Genomic DNA, 15,317 nt, shown 5'->3' on the forward strand with positions numbered 1-15,317 from the left:
GGGTGATCGAGATCGACGACCCGGCGGACCCCCGGCTGGACGACTTCCGGGACCTGTCGACGGCCGACCGCCGACCGGACCGGCCCGGCGGGCGCGGGCTCGTCATCGCCGAGGGCGTGGTGGTCGTCGAACGACTCCTGGCCTCGCCCTACCCGGTGCGCGGGCTGCTCGGCGTGCGCCGCCGGGTGGAGGCCCTCGGCGACCTCCCGGCGCCCGCGTACGTCACGTCCGCCGAGGTCATGGCCGAGGTGGTCGGGTTCCACCTCAACCGGGGCGTGCTGGCCGCCGCCGACCGGGCGCCCCAGCCGGACGTGGCCGACCTCGTCGCGTCGGCCCGGCGGCTGGCCGTGCTCGAAGGCGTCGGCGACCACGAGAACCTGGGTTCGTTGTTCCGCAACGCCGCCGCGCTGGGCATCGACGGCGTGCTGCTCGGCCCGGGGTGCAGCGACCCGCTGTACCGGCGCAGCGTCCGCGTCTCGATGGGTCACGTGCTGCGGGTGCCGTTCGCGTCGGTGCCGAACCTCGCCGAGGGCTTCGACCTGCTGCGGCGCAACGGTTTCACGGTCGCCGCCCTCACCCCGCGTGCCGACTCGAAGAGCTTGGCGGACGCCGGCCTGCGCGGCCGCAAGGTCGCCGTGGTGCTCGGATCGGAGGGCCCGGGCCTGACCGACGAGGCCATCGCGGCGGCCGACCTGGCCGTCCGGATACCCATGGCGGAGGGCGTCGACTCCCTGAACGTGGCGACGGCGGCCGCGATCGCCTTCTACGCGATCGCCTGAACGCGCTACGTTTCACCCCGAGCAGAGGAGGACGTAGGTGGAACTGCGGGTCCAGGACGGTCGGGCCGTGCTCGCGGGCCGCGACGACGCGGGCGAGCGGGAAGTCGATCCGCACACCCTCCCGCTCGGCGCCGGTCTCGCCGACGCGCTGCACGAGTGGGCGAAGGTGGCCGACGCGGTGGCGCGTGCCGACGCACCCTCCGACGGCGCCGCGAGCGCCCTGGTGACCAGGAGGGGGCGTCAACTGGCCGGCCGGTTGGCCGCGGACATGAACACCCCCGTCGAGTACACCGACCCGGTGACCGGTGAGCAGGTCGTCGTGGACGTCCCGAGCGCGCCCGCCGACGAGGTCGACGCGGTCGACGGGACCGCGGTCGACGGGATCGACGGGGCCGACGGGACCGGGGTGGACGACGAGCCGGACGCCGAGGAACCGGTGCCTCAGGAGCCGACCCCCTGGGCCACCGGCCTGACGGTCAGCTTCATCGTCGCCGCGGTGGTGACGTTCACCGTCTACACGCTGTCGGTCGGCCTGGGCGAGACCAGCCAGTGGCTCGCCCTGCTGGCCAACGTCCTGGTGGTCGGCGGCATCGCCCCGTCGGTGTGGCTGGCCCGGAAGGTGCCGGTGTGGCGGTGGGTCGCCTACGGCGTGGTCGCGGGCGTCCTCGCCGCCTGGCTCTCCCTGCTCCTGACGACCGTCCTCGCGCCCGTCTGACCGGTAGCTCCGCCGGGTAGCCCTCGGCCGGGGGCTCCGACCGGCGTCCTGGCCGGCCGGAACCCCCGGCGAGAGCCCCCGGTCAGGCCAGGGAGTCCCGCCACGCGGTGTGCAGCGCGGCGAACCGGCCGCGTCCGCCGATCAGCTCCTCCGGCGTGCCGTCCTCCACCACCCGGCCGCCGTCGAGCACCAGCACCCGATCGGCGATCATCACGGTCGACAGCCGGTGCGCGATGATGAACGCCGTCCGCTCGGCGAGCACGGTCTCCAGCGCGCGCTGCACCGCACGCTCGGTCGGCACGTCCAGGCTGGACGTGGCCTCGTCGAGCACCAGCACCGCCGGGTCGGCCAGGAACGCCCGCGCGAACGCCACCATCTGCCGCTGCCCGGCCGAGAGCCGCCCGCCGCGCTTGCGCACGTCGGTGTCGTAGCCCTCGGGCAGCGCCCGGATGAACGCCTCCGCGCCGACCGCCCGTGCCGCCGCCTCGACCTCCTCGCGGGTCGCGGTCGGGCGGCCCAGCGCGATGTTGTCCAGCACGGACCCGTCGAACAGGAAGTTCTCCTGCGTCACCATGACCACCGCGCGCCGCAGCTCGGCGTCGGCCACCGACCGCAGGTCGACCCCGTCCAGCCGGACCGAGCCCGCGGTCGGGTCGTAGAACCGGGCCACCAGCTTGGCCAGCGTCGACTTGCCCGCGCCGGTCGCGCCGACCAGTGCCACGGTCTGCCCGGCGGGCACGGTCAGGTCGAACGGCGGCAGCACCACGGGCGTCGAGTCGGAGTAGCGGAACTCGACCCCCTCGAACCGCACCGCGCCCCGCACGTCACCCAGCGGCGTCGGCTCCTCCGGCTCGCGGACCTGCGGTTGCTCTTCGAGCAGACCGGAGATCTTCTCCAGCGCCGCGGTCGCGGACGCGTAGGCGTTGGCGAACATCGCCAGCTGGTCGAACGGGTCGTAGAACCGCCGCACGTACAGCGTGACCGCGGCCAGCACACCGAGTTCGAGCTGCCCGTTCGCCACCCGCAGCGCGCCCCACGCGAGGACCACCGCCAGCGACAGGTTGCCGATCACCCGCACCAGCGAGGTGAACGCCGCCATCACGCCCATCGCGTCGGTGTTGGCGTCGCGGAACCGGCCGTTCAGCTCGGCCATGATCTTCTCGTTGCGCCGCTCGCGCCGGAACGCCTGCACCGCGCGGATGCCGTTCATGGTCTCCACGAACTGCACGATGATCTTCGCGATCGCGCCGCGCGTGTGCCGGTAGGCGTGCCCGGAACGGCGGCGGAACCAGCGGGTGAGCAGGATCAGCGGCAGGAACCCGGAGAGCACGACGAGCGCGAGCGGCACGTCCAGGTACAGCAGCACGACCGAGATGCCCAGCAGCGACAGCATCGAGCTGAAGAAGCCGTCCAGGCCCTCCTCCACGAGGTCCTGGAGCGAGTCGACGTCGCTGGTCAGGCGCGAGATGACCTTGCCGGAGGTGTACTTCTCGTGGAACGAGACCGACAGGCGCTGGGCGTGCCGGAAAACGCGTTCCCGCAGCACGAGGAGCACGTCCTGGCCGATCCGGCCGGTGAGCCGGACGAACGACCAGCGCAGCAGCGTCGCGGAGATCGCCGCCGCCACGTACCCGCCGACGCACCAGGCCAGCGCGTCCGGCCTGCCGTCGAGCGCGGCCGGGACGCCGGTGTCGATGGCCGCCGCGATCAGCAGCGGACCGGCCAGGTTGACCACGTTCTCGGTCACCACGATCAGCAGCGCCAGGATCGCGGCCCTGGTGTGCGGGCGCAGCAGTTCGCCGAGCAGGCGGCGGGAGCGGGCCTGCAACTTCACCCCGGTCGCGTAGTCGACGTCCTCGACGTCCTCCGCGCCGACGCCGCGCCACGCCTCCTCGTCCTGCTCCGGTTCGAGCGCCGGCTGGTGCCCCGTGGTCACGCCGCCACCTCCTCGTCCTCCATGGTGGACAGGAGGTTGCGGTACTCCTCGTTGTCCGCCAACAGTTCCCCGTGCGTCCCGACGGCCGCGATCCGGCCGTCGACCAGCATCGCCACCCGGTCGGCCAGCTGCACCGTGCTCGGCCGGTGCGCGACGACCAGCGCCGTCACGCCCTTGAGCACGCGGCGCAGCGCGGCCTCCACCTCGGCCTCGGTGTGCACGTCCAGCGCGGACAGCGGGTCGTCCAGGACCAGCACGGCCGGGTGCCCGGCCACCGCGCGCGCCAGCGCGAGGCGCTGCCGCTGACCGCCCGACAGCGACAGGCCCTGCTCGCCGATCCGGGTGTCCAGGCCCCACGGCAGGGCGTCCACGAACTCCTCGGCCCGCGCCACCTTCAACGCCTCGCGGACCCGTTCCTCGGTGACGTCCGCCGAGCCGAGCGCCACGTTCTCGGTGACGCTCGCGGAGAACAGGATCGGCTCCTCGAACGCCGTGCCGACGATCCGGCGCAGCTCGGCCAGGTCGAGCTCGCGCACGTCGACGCCGTCGACCGTGACGGAGCCCGCGGTGACGTCGGCCAGCCGCGGCACGAGCGCGGTGACCGTCGTCTTGCCCGAGCCGGTGGCGCCGACCAGGGCCACGGTCTCGCCCGGCCGGATGTCGAGGTCGACGCCGCGCAGCACCTCGTGCTCCGCGCCGGGGTGCCGGTAGCGGACGCCCTCGAACCGGACGTGCCCGCGCACCGGTGTGGTGGCGGGTCTCGGGTTCGCCGGGCTGGTCACGGTCACCTCGCTGTCGATCACCTCGAAGTACCGTTCCAGCGCCGACGCGGTCGAGTTCGTCTCCGCCAACAACCACCCGATCGAGTCGACCGGCCAGCGCAGGTAAGCGCTCACCGTGACGGCCGCGACGAGCGTGCCGACGGTCATCGTGCCGTTGGCGATGCCGATCGAGCCGAACGCCAGCTGACCGGCGATGCCCAGCTCGGGCAGCACGATCAGCACGGCCCACAGCGCGGCGAAGATCCGCACCTTGGCGACCTCGGTGTCCCGCAGCTCCCGGGCCTGGCGGGCGAACCGCCTGGTCAGGTGCGGGCCGCGGCCGAACGCCTTGAGCACCCGGATGCCGAGCACCGACTCCTCGACCACGGTGGTCAGGTCGCCGGACTGGTCCTGCGCGCGGCGGGCGACGACCTTGAACTTCGTCTCGAACAGGTACGACAGCGCCACCAGCGGCAACGTGCCCGCCAGCACGATCAGGCCCATGACGGGCGCCAACCAGAACAGCACGCCCAGCCCGGTCGCCACGACCAGGATGTTGATCACCAGGAAGATGACGGAGAAGCCGACGAACCGCCGCACCTGGGTGAGGTCGGTGGTGGCGCGCGACAGCAACTGCCCCGACTGCCACCGGTCGTGGAAGGCCACCTGCAGGTCTTGCAGGTGGTGGTACAGCTCGGCCCGCATCCGCGCCTCGACGTCCGACGCCGGTCCGGCGATCAGCTTGCGACGGGCGTAGAACAGCGCGGCCTCGGCGCAGCCGAGCAGCACGATGACGCCGATGAGCAGCGGCAACGCGCCCAGGTCGCGGTCGGCGATCGGGCCGTCCACGATTTGTTGGGTGATCAGTGGGATGCCCAGGCCGCACATCATCGCGAGCATGGTGGCGGCCATGGCAAGCACGACGGGTGTGCGAACGGGCTTCAGGTACGGCCACAGCCTGCGCAGTGTCGCGGCTGTGGAAGTACGGTCTTCCGACACGAGTCCCCCTCCGGTCCACCCTGACGGTACGAAGGTGGACCGACTATCGGCATCCTGTTTTCCCTTGTTCGAGGCTGCAAGCTCCAGCTAGGTGGAGGTCAAGGAGCCGGCGCCCGGTGCGGTCGACGAGTCAGGTGGAGGTCACGGTGGAGGTGCGGTTCCTGCGGGCCGAGCCCAGCATGGCGTACCCGCGCGGCAGGTTGCTGGCGGTGCGCGGCGGGCGGTTGCACGTCCTCGCGGCGGACGGGTGGGACGTGGTGGGAGGTCCGCGGCCCGAGGGCGCGCGGCCGATCAGCCGGGAGGACGCGGTGCGGTGGTGCCGGTTCGAGGGCTTCGAGGAGGCGGTGCTGGACGCCGTGCCGGTGCCGGACTAGCTACTTCTTGCGCAGGATCGTCGGTGCGGTGATCAGCCCGGCCACGCCGTAGCTGACGCCCGCCAGCACGACGAGCACGGTCCACTTGTCTCCGAGCCCGGCGAACTCCTCGGGCACCTTGAAGTAGTGCGCGAGGCCCAGCAGGATCGGCCCGATCAACACGATCGGCCACACCGGTCGCACCTTCAGCAGCCACAGCAGCGGCCCCGCCAGCAGGGCGCTGACCAGCAGCGCGATCGGCAGGCCGACCACGATGAGCAGGATGAACTCGCCCAGGGTCGTCTCGTTGACCACCCGGTCGAGCACCCCGCTGCGGTAGGCCCGGATCCACGCGAAGAGCAGCGCCGCGCCGACGAGGGCCGACAGCACGACGCGCTTGAGCACCTTGAACGCGAAGCCGCCCGCGGTGGTGCCCGGCGTGCCCGGGACGCGCGACGTGTCACTCACGGGCAGCAGTGTGGCTGACCGGGTGCCGTGCTGTCACCGGTGCGGCCAGCACGAAGCCGAGCACACCGGCGGCCACGGACCCGGCCGGCACCGAGACCCACACGGTGAGCAGGGTGAGCGCGGCGGTGAACGTGACGCCGACGGCGGCGAAGCCGAGGGCGCGGTCCTGCCGGGCCGCCTTCAGCACGACCCAGGAGAGCAGGACGCCGACGACCAGGCTGATCGGCATCGCGAGCAGGCCGAGGGCGAGGCAGTCCCAGTCGTCGGTCGAGCAGACGGTCCCGGACGCGATGAACTCGCGCAGCCCCCACCAGGCCGCACCCAACCCGGCGCCCAACGCGGCGCCGACGACCAGTCGTCCCAGCATGGCGGCGGGTTACCCGGGTGATCACTCGCGGTAAACCGCTCACGCCGAGAGCATGCCGCCGATCAGGAACGACAGCGCGCCCACGCCGACCGCGGCCGGCCACGCCGACAGCGCCGCGAAGCCCAGGCCGGTGATCGACAGCAGCACGGCCACCACCGCGTCCGGCACCGCGGTGACACCCGGTCGGTCGACGACCGGTCGGCGCAGCAGGAACCAGGCCGTCAACCAGCCCGCCACCGGCAGGAACGGCACCGAGAGCGCGAAGCCGACCTGGCACCCGAAGTCGCTCGCGCAGGCCCGGCCCGCTACGTGGACCAAGCCCACAGTCGGCACCCAGGAGGCCGTCGACCGCCGTCACCCAGCCGTACCGCCGTGCGACTCGCCCCATGTGAGTGATCCTCGGCTACCTGGACCGCACCCGTTTTGAGCACTCCTACGCGAAAAGGGCCCCCGCCGTCGGCGGGGGCCCTCCTCGTCGCTGCCTGCTAGCCGCGGGTGGAGCGGACGCCCAGCAGGACGTCCTCCCACGACGGCACGATCGGGTGGTTCTTCTTGCCGCGCTTGGGCGGCGGGTCCTTGCGGGCCGGTTGCGGCTTGGCGCCCACCGCCGGCTGTTGCGGTGCGGGTGCGGCCGGCGCGGGCGGTTCCTCGGCCACCGGAGCGGGCTCCGGGGTCGGCTCCGGTTCCTGGACCGGCGGCGGAGGGGGAGGCGGTGGGGCGGGCTCCTCGCGGGCGAGGATCTCCGGCTCCTCCAACTTCTCCAGCTCCAGCGCCTGGCGGGCCAGCTGGGTGACCGGCCGGACCGTGCGCAGCGTCCGGTTGGGGTTCGGGTCCATGAGCTCCATGGCCCCGTCGTCCAGCGCGGTCACCGTGCCGCCCTGCGCGCCCGGGTGGAACGCCCAGTGCGCCAGGTTGTCCGACCTGCCCGCGGTCCAGTGCAGCTGGACCACCCAGCGGCCGTCCTCGCCCCGCCACGAGTCCCAGCTGACGTCGGCGTACTCCTGGCCGCGCAGGCCGAAGGAGTGCGCGACGACCTCGCCGAGCGTCTGCACGTCCGGGCCGTCCTCGCGGACGGGGTGGGCGCGCTGGGCCAGGTCGGCGGTGCGGGAGCGCTCCAGCAGCACCGGGTAGGCGTAGCGCTCGACCCGGTGCACGGGCAGGCCGGCCGCCGCCGCGACCTGCGCCACGGACTCGCCCGCCCGGATGCGCGCCTGGATCTCGCGCGGCCGCATCTGGCTCTCGACCTCGATCTCGATCTGGCCGAGCCGGGTGAGGTCGCCGCGTGCCGCCGCGCGCAGCCGTTCGTCGGCGGGGAGCACGAAGCGCTCGCCGCGATCCGGGTCCTCGAGGATGACGGACTTGCCGTCGTCTTCGAGCCCGATGACTCGCAACGCTCGCATCATGGCCTCCCGGATGGCTCACCTCGCCGACTGCACACGTTAATGCGGCGTGCCGCCTTGACGGGGGAGACTCGCCGTGGTCACCGATATCTTCGTGTGATCTTGCCGTATGTCGCCGGTGTCCGCACGTCCGTTACCGGAAGGTTCACCTTCGCGCAGGCACGGCGCGGCGTCGCGGCCCGTGCTCGCGCCGGGTGCGGCTTCCCGAAGCACCCGGTCGACCGGCCGGGCGCGGCGGGCGGCACGGGGAACCCGGCTGGGCCGTTCGGCGCAACGGCCGCCGAACAGCGGTGTGGGGGCCGCCCCGACGCCCGGGACGGCCCCCACACCGGAGGAACGCGGTCAGAGCTGGGAGACGACCCAGTCGACGGCCTTGGTCAGCGTGCTCACGTCGGTCGGCTCGACCGCCGGGAACATGGCCACCCGCAGCTGGTTGCGGCCCAGCTTGCGGTACGGCTCGACGTCCACGATCCCGTTGGCGCGCAACACCTTCGCCACTGCGGCCGCGTCCACCGAGTCGTCGAAGTCGATCGTGCCGACGACCTGCGAGCGGTGCGCCGGGTCGGCCACGTACGGGGTGGTGTACGAAGTGGAGTCCGCCCACGAGTACAGCCGCGACGACGAGTCGGCGGTGCGCTCCACGGCCCACGACAGGCCACCGTTGCCCAGGATCCACTCGATCTGGTCGTTCAGCAGGAACAACGTCGCCAGCGACGGCGTGTTGTACGTCTGCTCCTTGGTGGAGTTGTCCAGCGCGGTGGTCAGCGACAGGAACTCCGGCACCCAGCGGCCCGACGCGCCGATCTCGGCGACCCGCTCCAGCGCGGCCGGCGACATCAGCGCGATCCACAGCCCACCGTCGGAGGCGAAGCACTTCTGCGGCGCGAAGTAGTAGACGTCGTAGTCCGCCGCCGCCACCGGCAGGCCACCCGCGCCCGAGGTGGCGTCGATGGCGACCAGCGCGCCGTCCGAGCCGGCCGGCCGGGCGACGGGCACCGCGACACCGGTCGAGGTCTCGTTGTGCGCCCAGCCGACGAGGTCGGCGCCCTCGGCGTAGGTGATCTCGGGGGCGCTGCCCGGGTCGGCCTTGACCACGATCGAGTCGCCCAGGAACGGCGCGTCGGAGGTGACCTTGGCGAACTTCGAGGAGAACTCGCCGTAGGTGAAGTGCTGGGCGCGCTCGCGCACCAGGCCGAACGCGGCGGCGTCCCAGAACGCGGTGGTGCCGCCGTTGCCGAGCACGACCTCGTAGCCCTCGGGCAGCGAGAACAGCTCCCGCAGACCGGCGCGCACCGAGCCGACCAGGGATTTCACCGGCTTCTGCCGGTGGGAGGTGCCCATCAGCGCGGCGCCCTCGGCCGCGAGCGCCGCGAGGGCCTCGGGACGGACCTTGGAGGGCCCGCACCCGAACCTGCCGTCGGACGGCTGCAGGTCGGAGGGCAGGACCAACGTGGTCGGGTCGGCGGTCTGGGTCATCGCGAAGCCTCCGGTTGCGGGGAGGGGGTCGGCACGACCGGCGCCGTTGCCGGGGCCTCCAGTGTTGCAGCCGCGTGGCCGCGCGGTGACATGCGGGTGTCCCTGGTCACGTCCGGCATTCGGCAGTGGACAGTCCACGAACGACCGATCACCGACCGTGCCTAGTCGGTGACCCGGCGGGGAAACGTGGTGGCCGGGTCGTACGGCGCGTCCGACGCCACGAACAGCCACAGGTCCGCGGCGCCGTCGTTGCGCACGGCGTGCGCCCACCCCGGCGGCGGCGCGACCACGACACCGCCCGACCCGGTGAACGACCGGTGGTGGGTGGCGGTGCCCGCGCCGGTGTCCCAGTGCAGCGACCACGCGTCGGAGTACACGACGGCCAGCAGCTCGCCGCGCGGGTGGTGGTGCTCGCCGCGCACGTGACCGGGCCGCACGGACGCCACGTGCACGTCCGCGATCGGCCCGAACGCCGCCAACTGCGCGGTGACCAGCGAGAACCCGACGCCCCGCCGGTCGCCGAACGACGTCAGCGGCGACACGGGCAGGTCGGTCACGCGATCTCTTCCCAGCCCTCCACCTCGGACGGCTTGCGCGGCCCCGGCCCGACGTACTTCGCCGACGGCCGGACCAGCCGGCCGGTGCGCTTCTGCTCCAGGATGTGCGCCGACCACCCGGCGGTGCGGGCGCAGGTGAACATCGCGGGCATCATGTGCGGCGGCACCTGCGCGAAGTCCAGGATCACCGCGGCCCAGAACTCGACGTTGGTCTCGATCGCCCGGTCCGGCCGCCGTTCCCGCAGCTCGGCCAGCGCCGCCTGCTCCAGCGCGTTCGCCGCCTCGTACCGGGTCGCGCCCAGCTCCAGGCACGTGCGCCGCAGCACGCGCGCCCGCGGGTCCTCCGCCCGGTACACCCGGTGGCCGAAGCCCATCAGCCGCTCGCCCCGGTCGAGCACGCCCTTCACGTACCCGCGCGCGTCGCCGGTCCGCTCGACCTCCTCGATCATCGGCAGCACCCGCGCGGGCGCGCCGCCGTGCAGCGGGCCGGACATGGCGCCGATCGCGCCGGACATGGAGGCCGCGACGTCCGCGCCGGTGGAGGCGATCACCCGGGCGGTGAACGTGGAGGCGTTCAGCCCGTGCTCGGCGGCCGACACCCAGTAGGAGTCCAGCGCCTTCACGTGCGCCGGGTCCGGCTCGCCGCGCCAGCGGGTCAGGAAGCGCTCCGTCACCGTGGTGCACTCGTCGATCCGGCGCTGCGGCACGGCGGGCCGGCCGATGCCCCGCGCGGACTGCGCCGCGTACGACAGGGCCATGACCGAGGCCCGCGCCAGCTGCTCGCGCGCCTGCTCGTCGGTGATGTCCAGCAGCGGCTCGTAACCCCATATCGGGGCGACCATGGCCAGCGCCGCCTGCACGTCCACCCGCACGTCACCGGTGTGCACCGGGATGGGGAACGGCTCGGCGGGCGGCAGGCCGGGGCCGAAGCGGCCGTCGACCAGCAGCGCCCACACGTTGCCGAAGCTCACCTGGCCGGCCAGGTCCTCGATGTCCACGCCGCGGTAGCGCAGCGCGCCACCGTCGCGATCCGGTTCGGCGATCTCGGTGCGGAAGGCGACCACGCCTTCGAGACCTGGCCGGAAACCGTCGTCCTCGGTCTGCACCACGCTGTGCGCTCCTTCTCGGCGAAAGTAAAGAGTTGGAGAAACCTTGCTCCCCTTCAGACCCGCCGGCAATCGCGACCGCGCGTGTCGTCGGTCACGATCAAGGAACCGATTCAGAACGGGGGCGTGACCGTTAAGCCCTTGTTTCCGTTCCGCGTTCGGGTCGTTTCCCGTGATAGACCACGAGCCATGCACCTGACACCGCACGAGCGGGACAAGCTGCTGGTCCACGTGGCGGCCGACGTCGCGCGCAGGCGGCTCGACCGGGGCGTCGTGCTGAACTACCCGGAAGCGGTCGCGCTCATCACCGACCACGTGCTCGAAGGCGCCCGGGACGGCCGGACGGTCAGCGAGCTGATGGACAGCGGCAGGCACGTGCTCACCCGCGACCAGGTCCTCGACGGCGTGCCGGAGATGGTCGAGTCGGTGCAGGTCGAGGCGACCTTCCCGGACGGCACCAAGCTCGTGACCGTGCATCACCCGATCGTGTGAGGAGCAGTCCGTGGTCCCTGGCGAGATCATCACCGGCGACGAGCCGGTCGAGCTGAACCCCGGCCGGCCGCGCACCACGCTCGTCGTGGTCAACGCGGCCGACCGCCCGGTGCAGGTCGGGTCGCACTACCACTTCGCCGCGGTCAACCCCGGCCTGGAGTTCGACCGGGAGGCCGCGTGGGGCAAGCGGCTGGACGTCCCGTCGGGCACGGCGGTGCGGTTCGAGCCGGGCGTGGAGCGCGAGGTGACCCTGGTGCCGATCGCGGGCGCCCGGCACGTGCCGGGGCTGCGGCCCGAGTGGGCGGGCAGCCTGGACGCGGGGGAGCGGGACCGGTGAACGAGATCAGCCGCCGCCGCTACGCCGAACTGCTCGGCCCCACCACCGGGGACCGGATCCGGCTGGCCGACACCGACATCCTGATCGAGGTCACCGAGGACCGCAGCCGCGGCGCGGGCTCGGGCGACGAGGTCATCTTCGGCGGCGGGAAGGTGATCCGCGAGTCGATGGGCCAGGGCGTCGCCACCCGCGCCGAGGGCGCGCCGGACCTGGTCATCACGGGCGCGGTCGTGCTCGACCACTGGGGCGTGGTCAAGGCCGACGTGGGCGTGCGCGACGGCCGGATCGTGGGCATCGGCAAGGCGGGCAACCCCGACACCATGGACGGCGTGGACCCGGCGCTGGTCATCGGCCCGTCCACCGAGGTGCTGTCGGGCAACGGCAAGGTCCTCACCGCGGGCGGCATCGACTGCCACGTCCACTTCATCACCCCCGGCATCGTGGACACCGCGATCGCGTCCGGCCTGACCACGCTCATCGGCGGCGGCACGGGACCGGCCGAGGGCACGAAGGCCACCACGGTCACGCCCGGTGCGTGGAACCTGGGCCGGATGCTCGCCTCGATGGACCACATGCCGGTCAACGTGCTGCTGCTCGGCAAGGGCAACACCACCCGCGAGGACGCCCTCCGTGAGCAGCTGGCCGGTGGCGCGGGCGGGTTCAAGCTGCACGAGGACTGGGGCACCACGCCCGCCGCGATCGACGCGTGCCTGCGCGTCGCGGACGAGTCGGGCGTGCAGGTGGCCATCCACACCGACACGCTCAACGAGGCCGGGTTCGTCGAGTCGACCCTGGCCGCCATCGCCGGCCGGTCGATCAACGCCTACCACTCCGAGGGCGCGGGCGGCGGGCACGCGCCGGACATCATCCAGGTGGTGTCCGAGCCGAACGTGCTGCCGTCCTCGACCAACCCGACCCGCCCGCACACCGTGAACACGCTCGAAGAGCACCTGGACATGCTGATGGTGTGCCACCACCTCAACCCGTCCGTGCCGGAGGACCTGGCGTTCGCCGAGAGCCGCATCCGGCCGACCACGATCGCGGCCGAGGACGTCCTGCACGACCTGGGCGCGATCTCGATGATCAGCTCCGACTCGCAGGCCATGGGCCGGGTCGGCGAGGTCATCATCCGGACGTGGCAGACCGCGCACGTGATGCAGCGGCGGCGCGGCGACCTCGCCGGCGGTGGGGCCGCCGGCAACCTGCGCGCCCGCCGGTACGTGGCCAAGTACACGATCAACCCGGCCATCGCGCACGGCATCGACCACGAGGTGGGCTCGGTGGAGGTGGGCAAGCTGGCCGACCTGGTGCTGTGGGAGCCGAAGTTCTTCGGCGTGCGGCCGTCGGTCGTGCTCAAGGGCGGGTTCATCGCGCACGCCGCGATGGGTGACGCGAACGCGTCCATCCCCACCCCGCAGCCGATCTTCGCGCGGCCGATGTTCGGCGCGCACTCGGCCGCGCGCGCCAGCGTGCACTTCGTGTCGCAGCAGGCGGTCGACGCGGACCTGGCGGACGTGCTGCGGTTGGCCCGACCGCTGGTGCCGATCAGGAACACCCGCGGCGTGACCAAGACCGACATGGTGCTCAACGACGCGATGCCGTCGGTGAAGGTGGACCCGGACAGCTTCGCCGTGCGCATCGACGGCGAGCTGGTCGAGCCGCAGCCCGTGGCGGAGCTGCCGATGGCCCAGCGCTACTTCCTGTTCTGATGAACCTCGCGGCGCTGATGATCGCGGACTCCCGCTTCCCGGGCGGTGGTCACGCGCACTCGGGCGGGCTGGAGGAGGCCGTCGCGCGGCGGTTGGTCACCGACCAGGCGTCGTTGCGGTCGTTCCTGCTCGGCAGGCTGCGCACGGCGGGGGCGTTGGCCGCGGTGTTCGCCGCCGCCGCCACCCGCGGCCGGTACGCGGAGCTGGACGCCGAGCTCGACGCCCGCACGCCGTCACCGGCCCAGCGCAACGCCTCACGCGTGCAGGGCCGAGGCATCGCGCGGGCGGCTTCGAAGGCGTGGCCGACGCCCGCGTTGGCCGAGCTGCTGCGCGTCACGCCCCGGCCGCACCACCCGGTCATCGTCGGCGTGCTCGTGGGCGAGCCGTTCGAGGCCGCGCAGACCGTGGCCTACCACGCGGTGACGGGTCCGGCGACGGGGGCGATCCGGTTGCTGGGTCTGGACCCGTTCGGGGTCAACGCGGCACTGGCCCGGCTCGCGCCCGAGATCGACGCGGTCGCCGCGGCGGCCGCCGCCCACGCCGACACCCCGCCCGAGGACCTGCCCGCGCCGAGCGCGCCCGGCCTGGACCTGCTGGCCGAATCCCACGACCGCCACCACTCCGAAGAGGTGCGTCTCTTTGTCAGCTGACCACGTGCACCCGGTGAACTTCGACCCCACCGACGCGGGACACGACCCGCACCACGCGCACGACCACGCCCACCGCGCCGTGCGCCTCGGCATCGGCGGCCCGGTCGGCAGCGGCAAGACCGCGCTGACCGCCGCGCTGTGCCGGGCGTTGGGCGGCAGCGTGGACCTCGCCGTCGTGACCAACGACATCTACACCACCGAGGACGCCGACTTCCTGCGCGCCGCCGGCGTGCTCGACGTCGACCGGATCGAGGCGGTGCAGACCGGCGCGTGCCCGCACACCGCGATCCGCGACGACATCACCGCCAACCTGGACGCGGTGGAGCTGCTGGAGCACCGGTTCCCCGGCCTGGAGCTGGTGATCATCGAGAGCGGCGGGGACAACCTGACCGCCGTGTTCAGCCGCGGGCTGGTGGACCGGCAGATCTTCGTGGTGGACGTGGCGGGCGGCGACAAGGTGCCGCGCAAGGGCGGCCCCGGCGTGACCACCGCGGACCTGCTGGTGATCAACAAGACCGACCTCGCGCCCATGGTGGGCGCCGACCTCGGCGTCATGACGGCCGACGCCCACCGGATGCGCGGCGAGCTACCGGTGCTGAGCCAGTCCCTTGTGGACACACCGGACGCACCCGCGGTGGCCGACTGGGTGCGCGCTCAGCTCCGCACGCTCGCGGCGGTCAGTTGATCGCCGAACGGGCTGACGTCGCCCGCGCAGCCGTGCTGGTCCCGCATGGGCTCGTACAGCGGGACGGTCTCGTCCGGCGGGAACACGCGGATGCCCCAGACGGGCGTCTTGCGGCACACGTCCGGGTCGAAGTTGTCGACCTGGGCGAACCCGACGTCCGAGATCGCCGTGCCGCCGTGCGGCAGGGTCAGCAACGAGCCGCGGTCGCCGACGCGGGTCGCCGCGGCGCCGACCTGGTTCCCGTGGGCGTCCACATAGGACACTCCTGGGAATCCTCGGAGCACGCACGTGTGCAGGCCCCGGTTGGTGAACACGACCTCCCGGTACACCGTCCCCGCCGCGCCCTCCACGCGGCCGAAGCCGATGTCGAGGTCCACCGAGCGGCACGTGGCCGCCCCGGCCCCGACTCCGGCCGTCGCGACGGCGGTTCCCCCGGTGACGGACACGGCCGCGACGATCGCGGCCACTGCGACGAATCTCCTCATCACGATCTCCCCCGAGACGCGCGGGTGGGAGTTCCACCCGAC

Annotated in this window: 18 protein-coding genes; 8 read left to right on the plus strand and 10 right to left on the minus strand. The window is 72.9% G+C overall.

Annotated elements, in window-relative coordinates:
* Positions 1 to 2 precede the first annotated feature (2 nt).
* Together ACYVLT_RS23380 and ACYVLT_RS23385 are read left to right on the plus strand one after the other, a co-directional pair.
* Positions 3 to 779, plus strand: a complete 777-nt coding sequence (locus tag ACYVLT_RS23380; RefSeq protein WP_461122340.1) for a TrmH family RNA methyltransferase — start codon at positions 3 to 5, stop codon at positions 777 to 779.
* Between the two features lie 37 nt (positions 780 to 816).
* Positions 817 to 1,494 (plus strand): DUF2537 domain-containing protein, encoded by a 678-nt coding sequence (locus tag ACYVLT_RS23385; RefSeq protein WP_461122341.1) that lies wholly within the window; start codon positions 817 to 819, stop codon positions 1,492 to 1,494.
* Positions 1,495 to 1,576: 82 nt separating this feature from the next.
* On the opposite strand, the gene ACYVLT_RS23390 is transcribed toward ACYVLT_RS23385, so the two are convergent.
* Positions 1,577 to 3,430 carry an ABC transporter ATP-binding protein gene (locus ACYVLT_RS23390; protein WP_461122342.1) on the minus strand — a complete coding sequence of 618 codons (1,854 nt, stop codon included), beginning with the start codon at positions 3,428 to 3,430 and terminating at the stop codon, positions 1,577 to 1,579.
* Complete coding sequence (locus ACYVLT_RS23395) at positions 3,427 to 5,103, minus strand: ABC transporter ATP-binding protein (RefSeq protein ID WP_461122343.1); 1,677 nt, start codon at positions 5,101 to 5,103, stop codon at positions 3,427 to 3,429. Before ACYVLT_RS23395 ends, ACYVLT_RS23390 begins: the two co-directional genes overlap by 4 nt.
* A gap of 203 nt (positions 5,104 to 5,306) precedes the next feature.
* Between ACYVLT_RS23395 and ACYVLT_RS23400 the strand changes: the two genes are divergently transcribed.
* Positions 5,307 to 5,564: a hypothetical protein gene (locus ACYVLT_RS23400; protein WP_461122344.1), complete on the plus strand. Its 258-nt coding sequence runs from the start codon at positions 5,307 to 5,309 to the stop codon at positions 5,562 to 5,564.
* Here ACYVLT_RS23400 and ACYVLT_RS23405 read toward each other — a convergent pair whose 3' ends face one another.
* The 7 genes from ACYVLT_RS23405 to ACYVLT_RS23435 form a co-directional block, all read right to left on the minus strand.
* Positions 5,565 to 6,011, minus strand: coding sequence for a hypothetical protein (locus tag ACYVLT_RS23405; RefSeq protein WP_461122345.1), 447 nt, complete (start codon positions 6,009 to 6,011; stop codon positions 5,565 to 5,567).
* A complete protein-coding gene (locus tag ACYVLT_RS23410) occupies positions 6,004 to 6,378 on the minus strand; it encodes a hypothetical protein (RefSeq protein WP_461122346.1) in 375 nt (124 codons plus the stop codon). The genes ACYVLT_RS23405 and ACYVLT_RS23410 overlap by 8 nt, the downstream gene beginning before the upstream one ends.
* 39 nt (positions 6,379 to 6,417) lie before the next feature.
* Entirely contained in the window at positions 6,418 to 6,702 is a 285-nt protein-coding gene (locus ACYVLT_RS23415; protein ID WP_461122347.1) for a hypothetical protein, read from the minus strand.
* 161 nt (positions 6,703 to 6,863) lie between these two features.
* Positions 6,864 to 7,778, minus strand: coding sequence for a septation protein SepH (gene sepH / locus ACYVLT_RS23420; protein ID WP_461122348.1), 915 nt, complete (start codon positions 7,776 to 7,778; stop codon positions 6,864 to 6,866).
* 342 nt (positions 7,779 to 8,120) lie between these two features.
* Complete coding sequence (serC, locus tag ACYVLT_RS23425; RefSeq protein ID WP_461122349.1) at positions 8,121 to 9,254, minus strand: phosphoserine transaminase; 1,134 nt, start codon at positions 9,252 to 9,254, stop codon at positions 8,121 to 8,123.
* A gap of 161 nt (positions 9,255 to 9,415) precedes the next feature.
* Entirely contained in the window at positions 9,416 to 9,811 is a 396-nt protein-coding gene (locus ACYVLT_RS23430; protein ID WP_461122350.1) for a polysaccharide biosynthesis C-terminal domain-containing protein, read from the minus strand.
* Positions 9,808 to 10,920 carry a citrate synthase 2 gene (locus ACYVLT_RS23435; RefSeq protein ID WP_461122351.1) on the minus strand — a complete coding sequence of 371 codons (1,113 nt, stop codon included), beginning with the start codon at positions 10,918 to 10,920 and terminating at the stop codon, positions 9,808 to 9,810. The genes ACYVLT_RS23430 and ACYVLT_RS23435 overlap by 4 nt, the downstream gene beginning before the upstream one ends.
* Positions 10,921 to 11,106: 186 nt before the next feature.
* On the opposite strand from ACYVLT_RS23435, the gene ACYVLT_RS23440 reads away from it, so the two are divergent.
* From ACYVLT_RS23440 to ureG, 5 genes are read left to right on the plus strand one after another with little or no spacing between them, the layout of a single operon-like run.
* On the plus strand, positions 11,107 to 11,409 hold the full coding sequence (locus ACYVLT_RS23440) for an urease subunit gamma (RefSeq protein WP_360458209.1): 303 nt from the start codon (positions 11,107 to 11,109) through the stop codon (positions 11,407 to 11,409).
* Between the two features lie 10 nt (positions 11,410 to 11,419).
* Entirely contained in the window at positions 11,420 to 11,746 is a 327-nt protein-coding gene (locus ACYVLT_RS23445) for an urease subunit beta (protein WP_461122352.1), read from the plus strand.
* Positions 11,743 to 13,455 carry an urease subunit alpha gene (locus tag ACYVLT_RS23450; RefSeq protein ID WP_461122353.1) on the plus strand — a complete coding sequence of 571 codons (1,713 nt, stop codon included), beginning with the start codon at positions 11,743 to 11,745 and terminating at the stop codon, positions 13,453 to 13,455. The genes ACYVLT_RS23445 and ACYVLT_RS23450 overlap by 4 nt, the downstream gene beginning before the upstream one ends.
* Positions 13,455 to 14,105, plus strand: coding sequence for an urease accessory protein UreF (locus tag ACYVLT_RS23455; protein WP_461122354.1), 651 nt, complete (start codon positions 13,455 to 13,457; stop codon positions 14,103 to 14,105). Before ACYVLT_RS23450 ends, ACYVLT_RS23455 begins: the two co-directional genes overlap by 1 nt.
* 4 nt (positions 14,106 to 14,109) lie before the next feature.
* Positions 14,110 to 14,790, plus strand: coding sequence for an urease accessory protein UreG (gene ureG / locus ACYVLT_RS23460; protein WP_360458296.1), 681 nt, complete (start codon positions 14,110 to 14,112; stop codon positions 14,788 to 14,790).
* On the opposite strand, the gene ACYVLT_RS23465 is transcribed toward ureG, so the two are convergent.
* On the minus strand, positions 14,760 to 15,275 hold the full coding sequence (locus ACYVLT_RS23465) for a DUF4232 domain-containing protein (RefSeq protein ID WP_461122355.1): 516 nt from the start codon (positions 15,273 to 15,275) through the stop codon (positions 14,760 to 14,762). The genes ureG and ACYVLT_RS23465 overlap by 31 nt on opposite strands.
* Positions 15,276 to 15,317: the final 42 nt, after the last annotated feature.

The organism is Saccharothrix stipae (assembly GCF_054781895.1).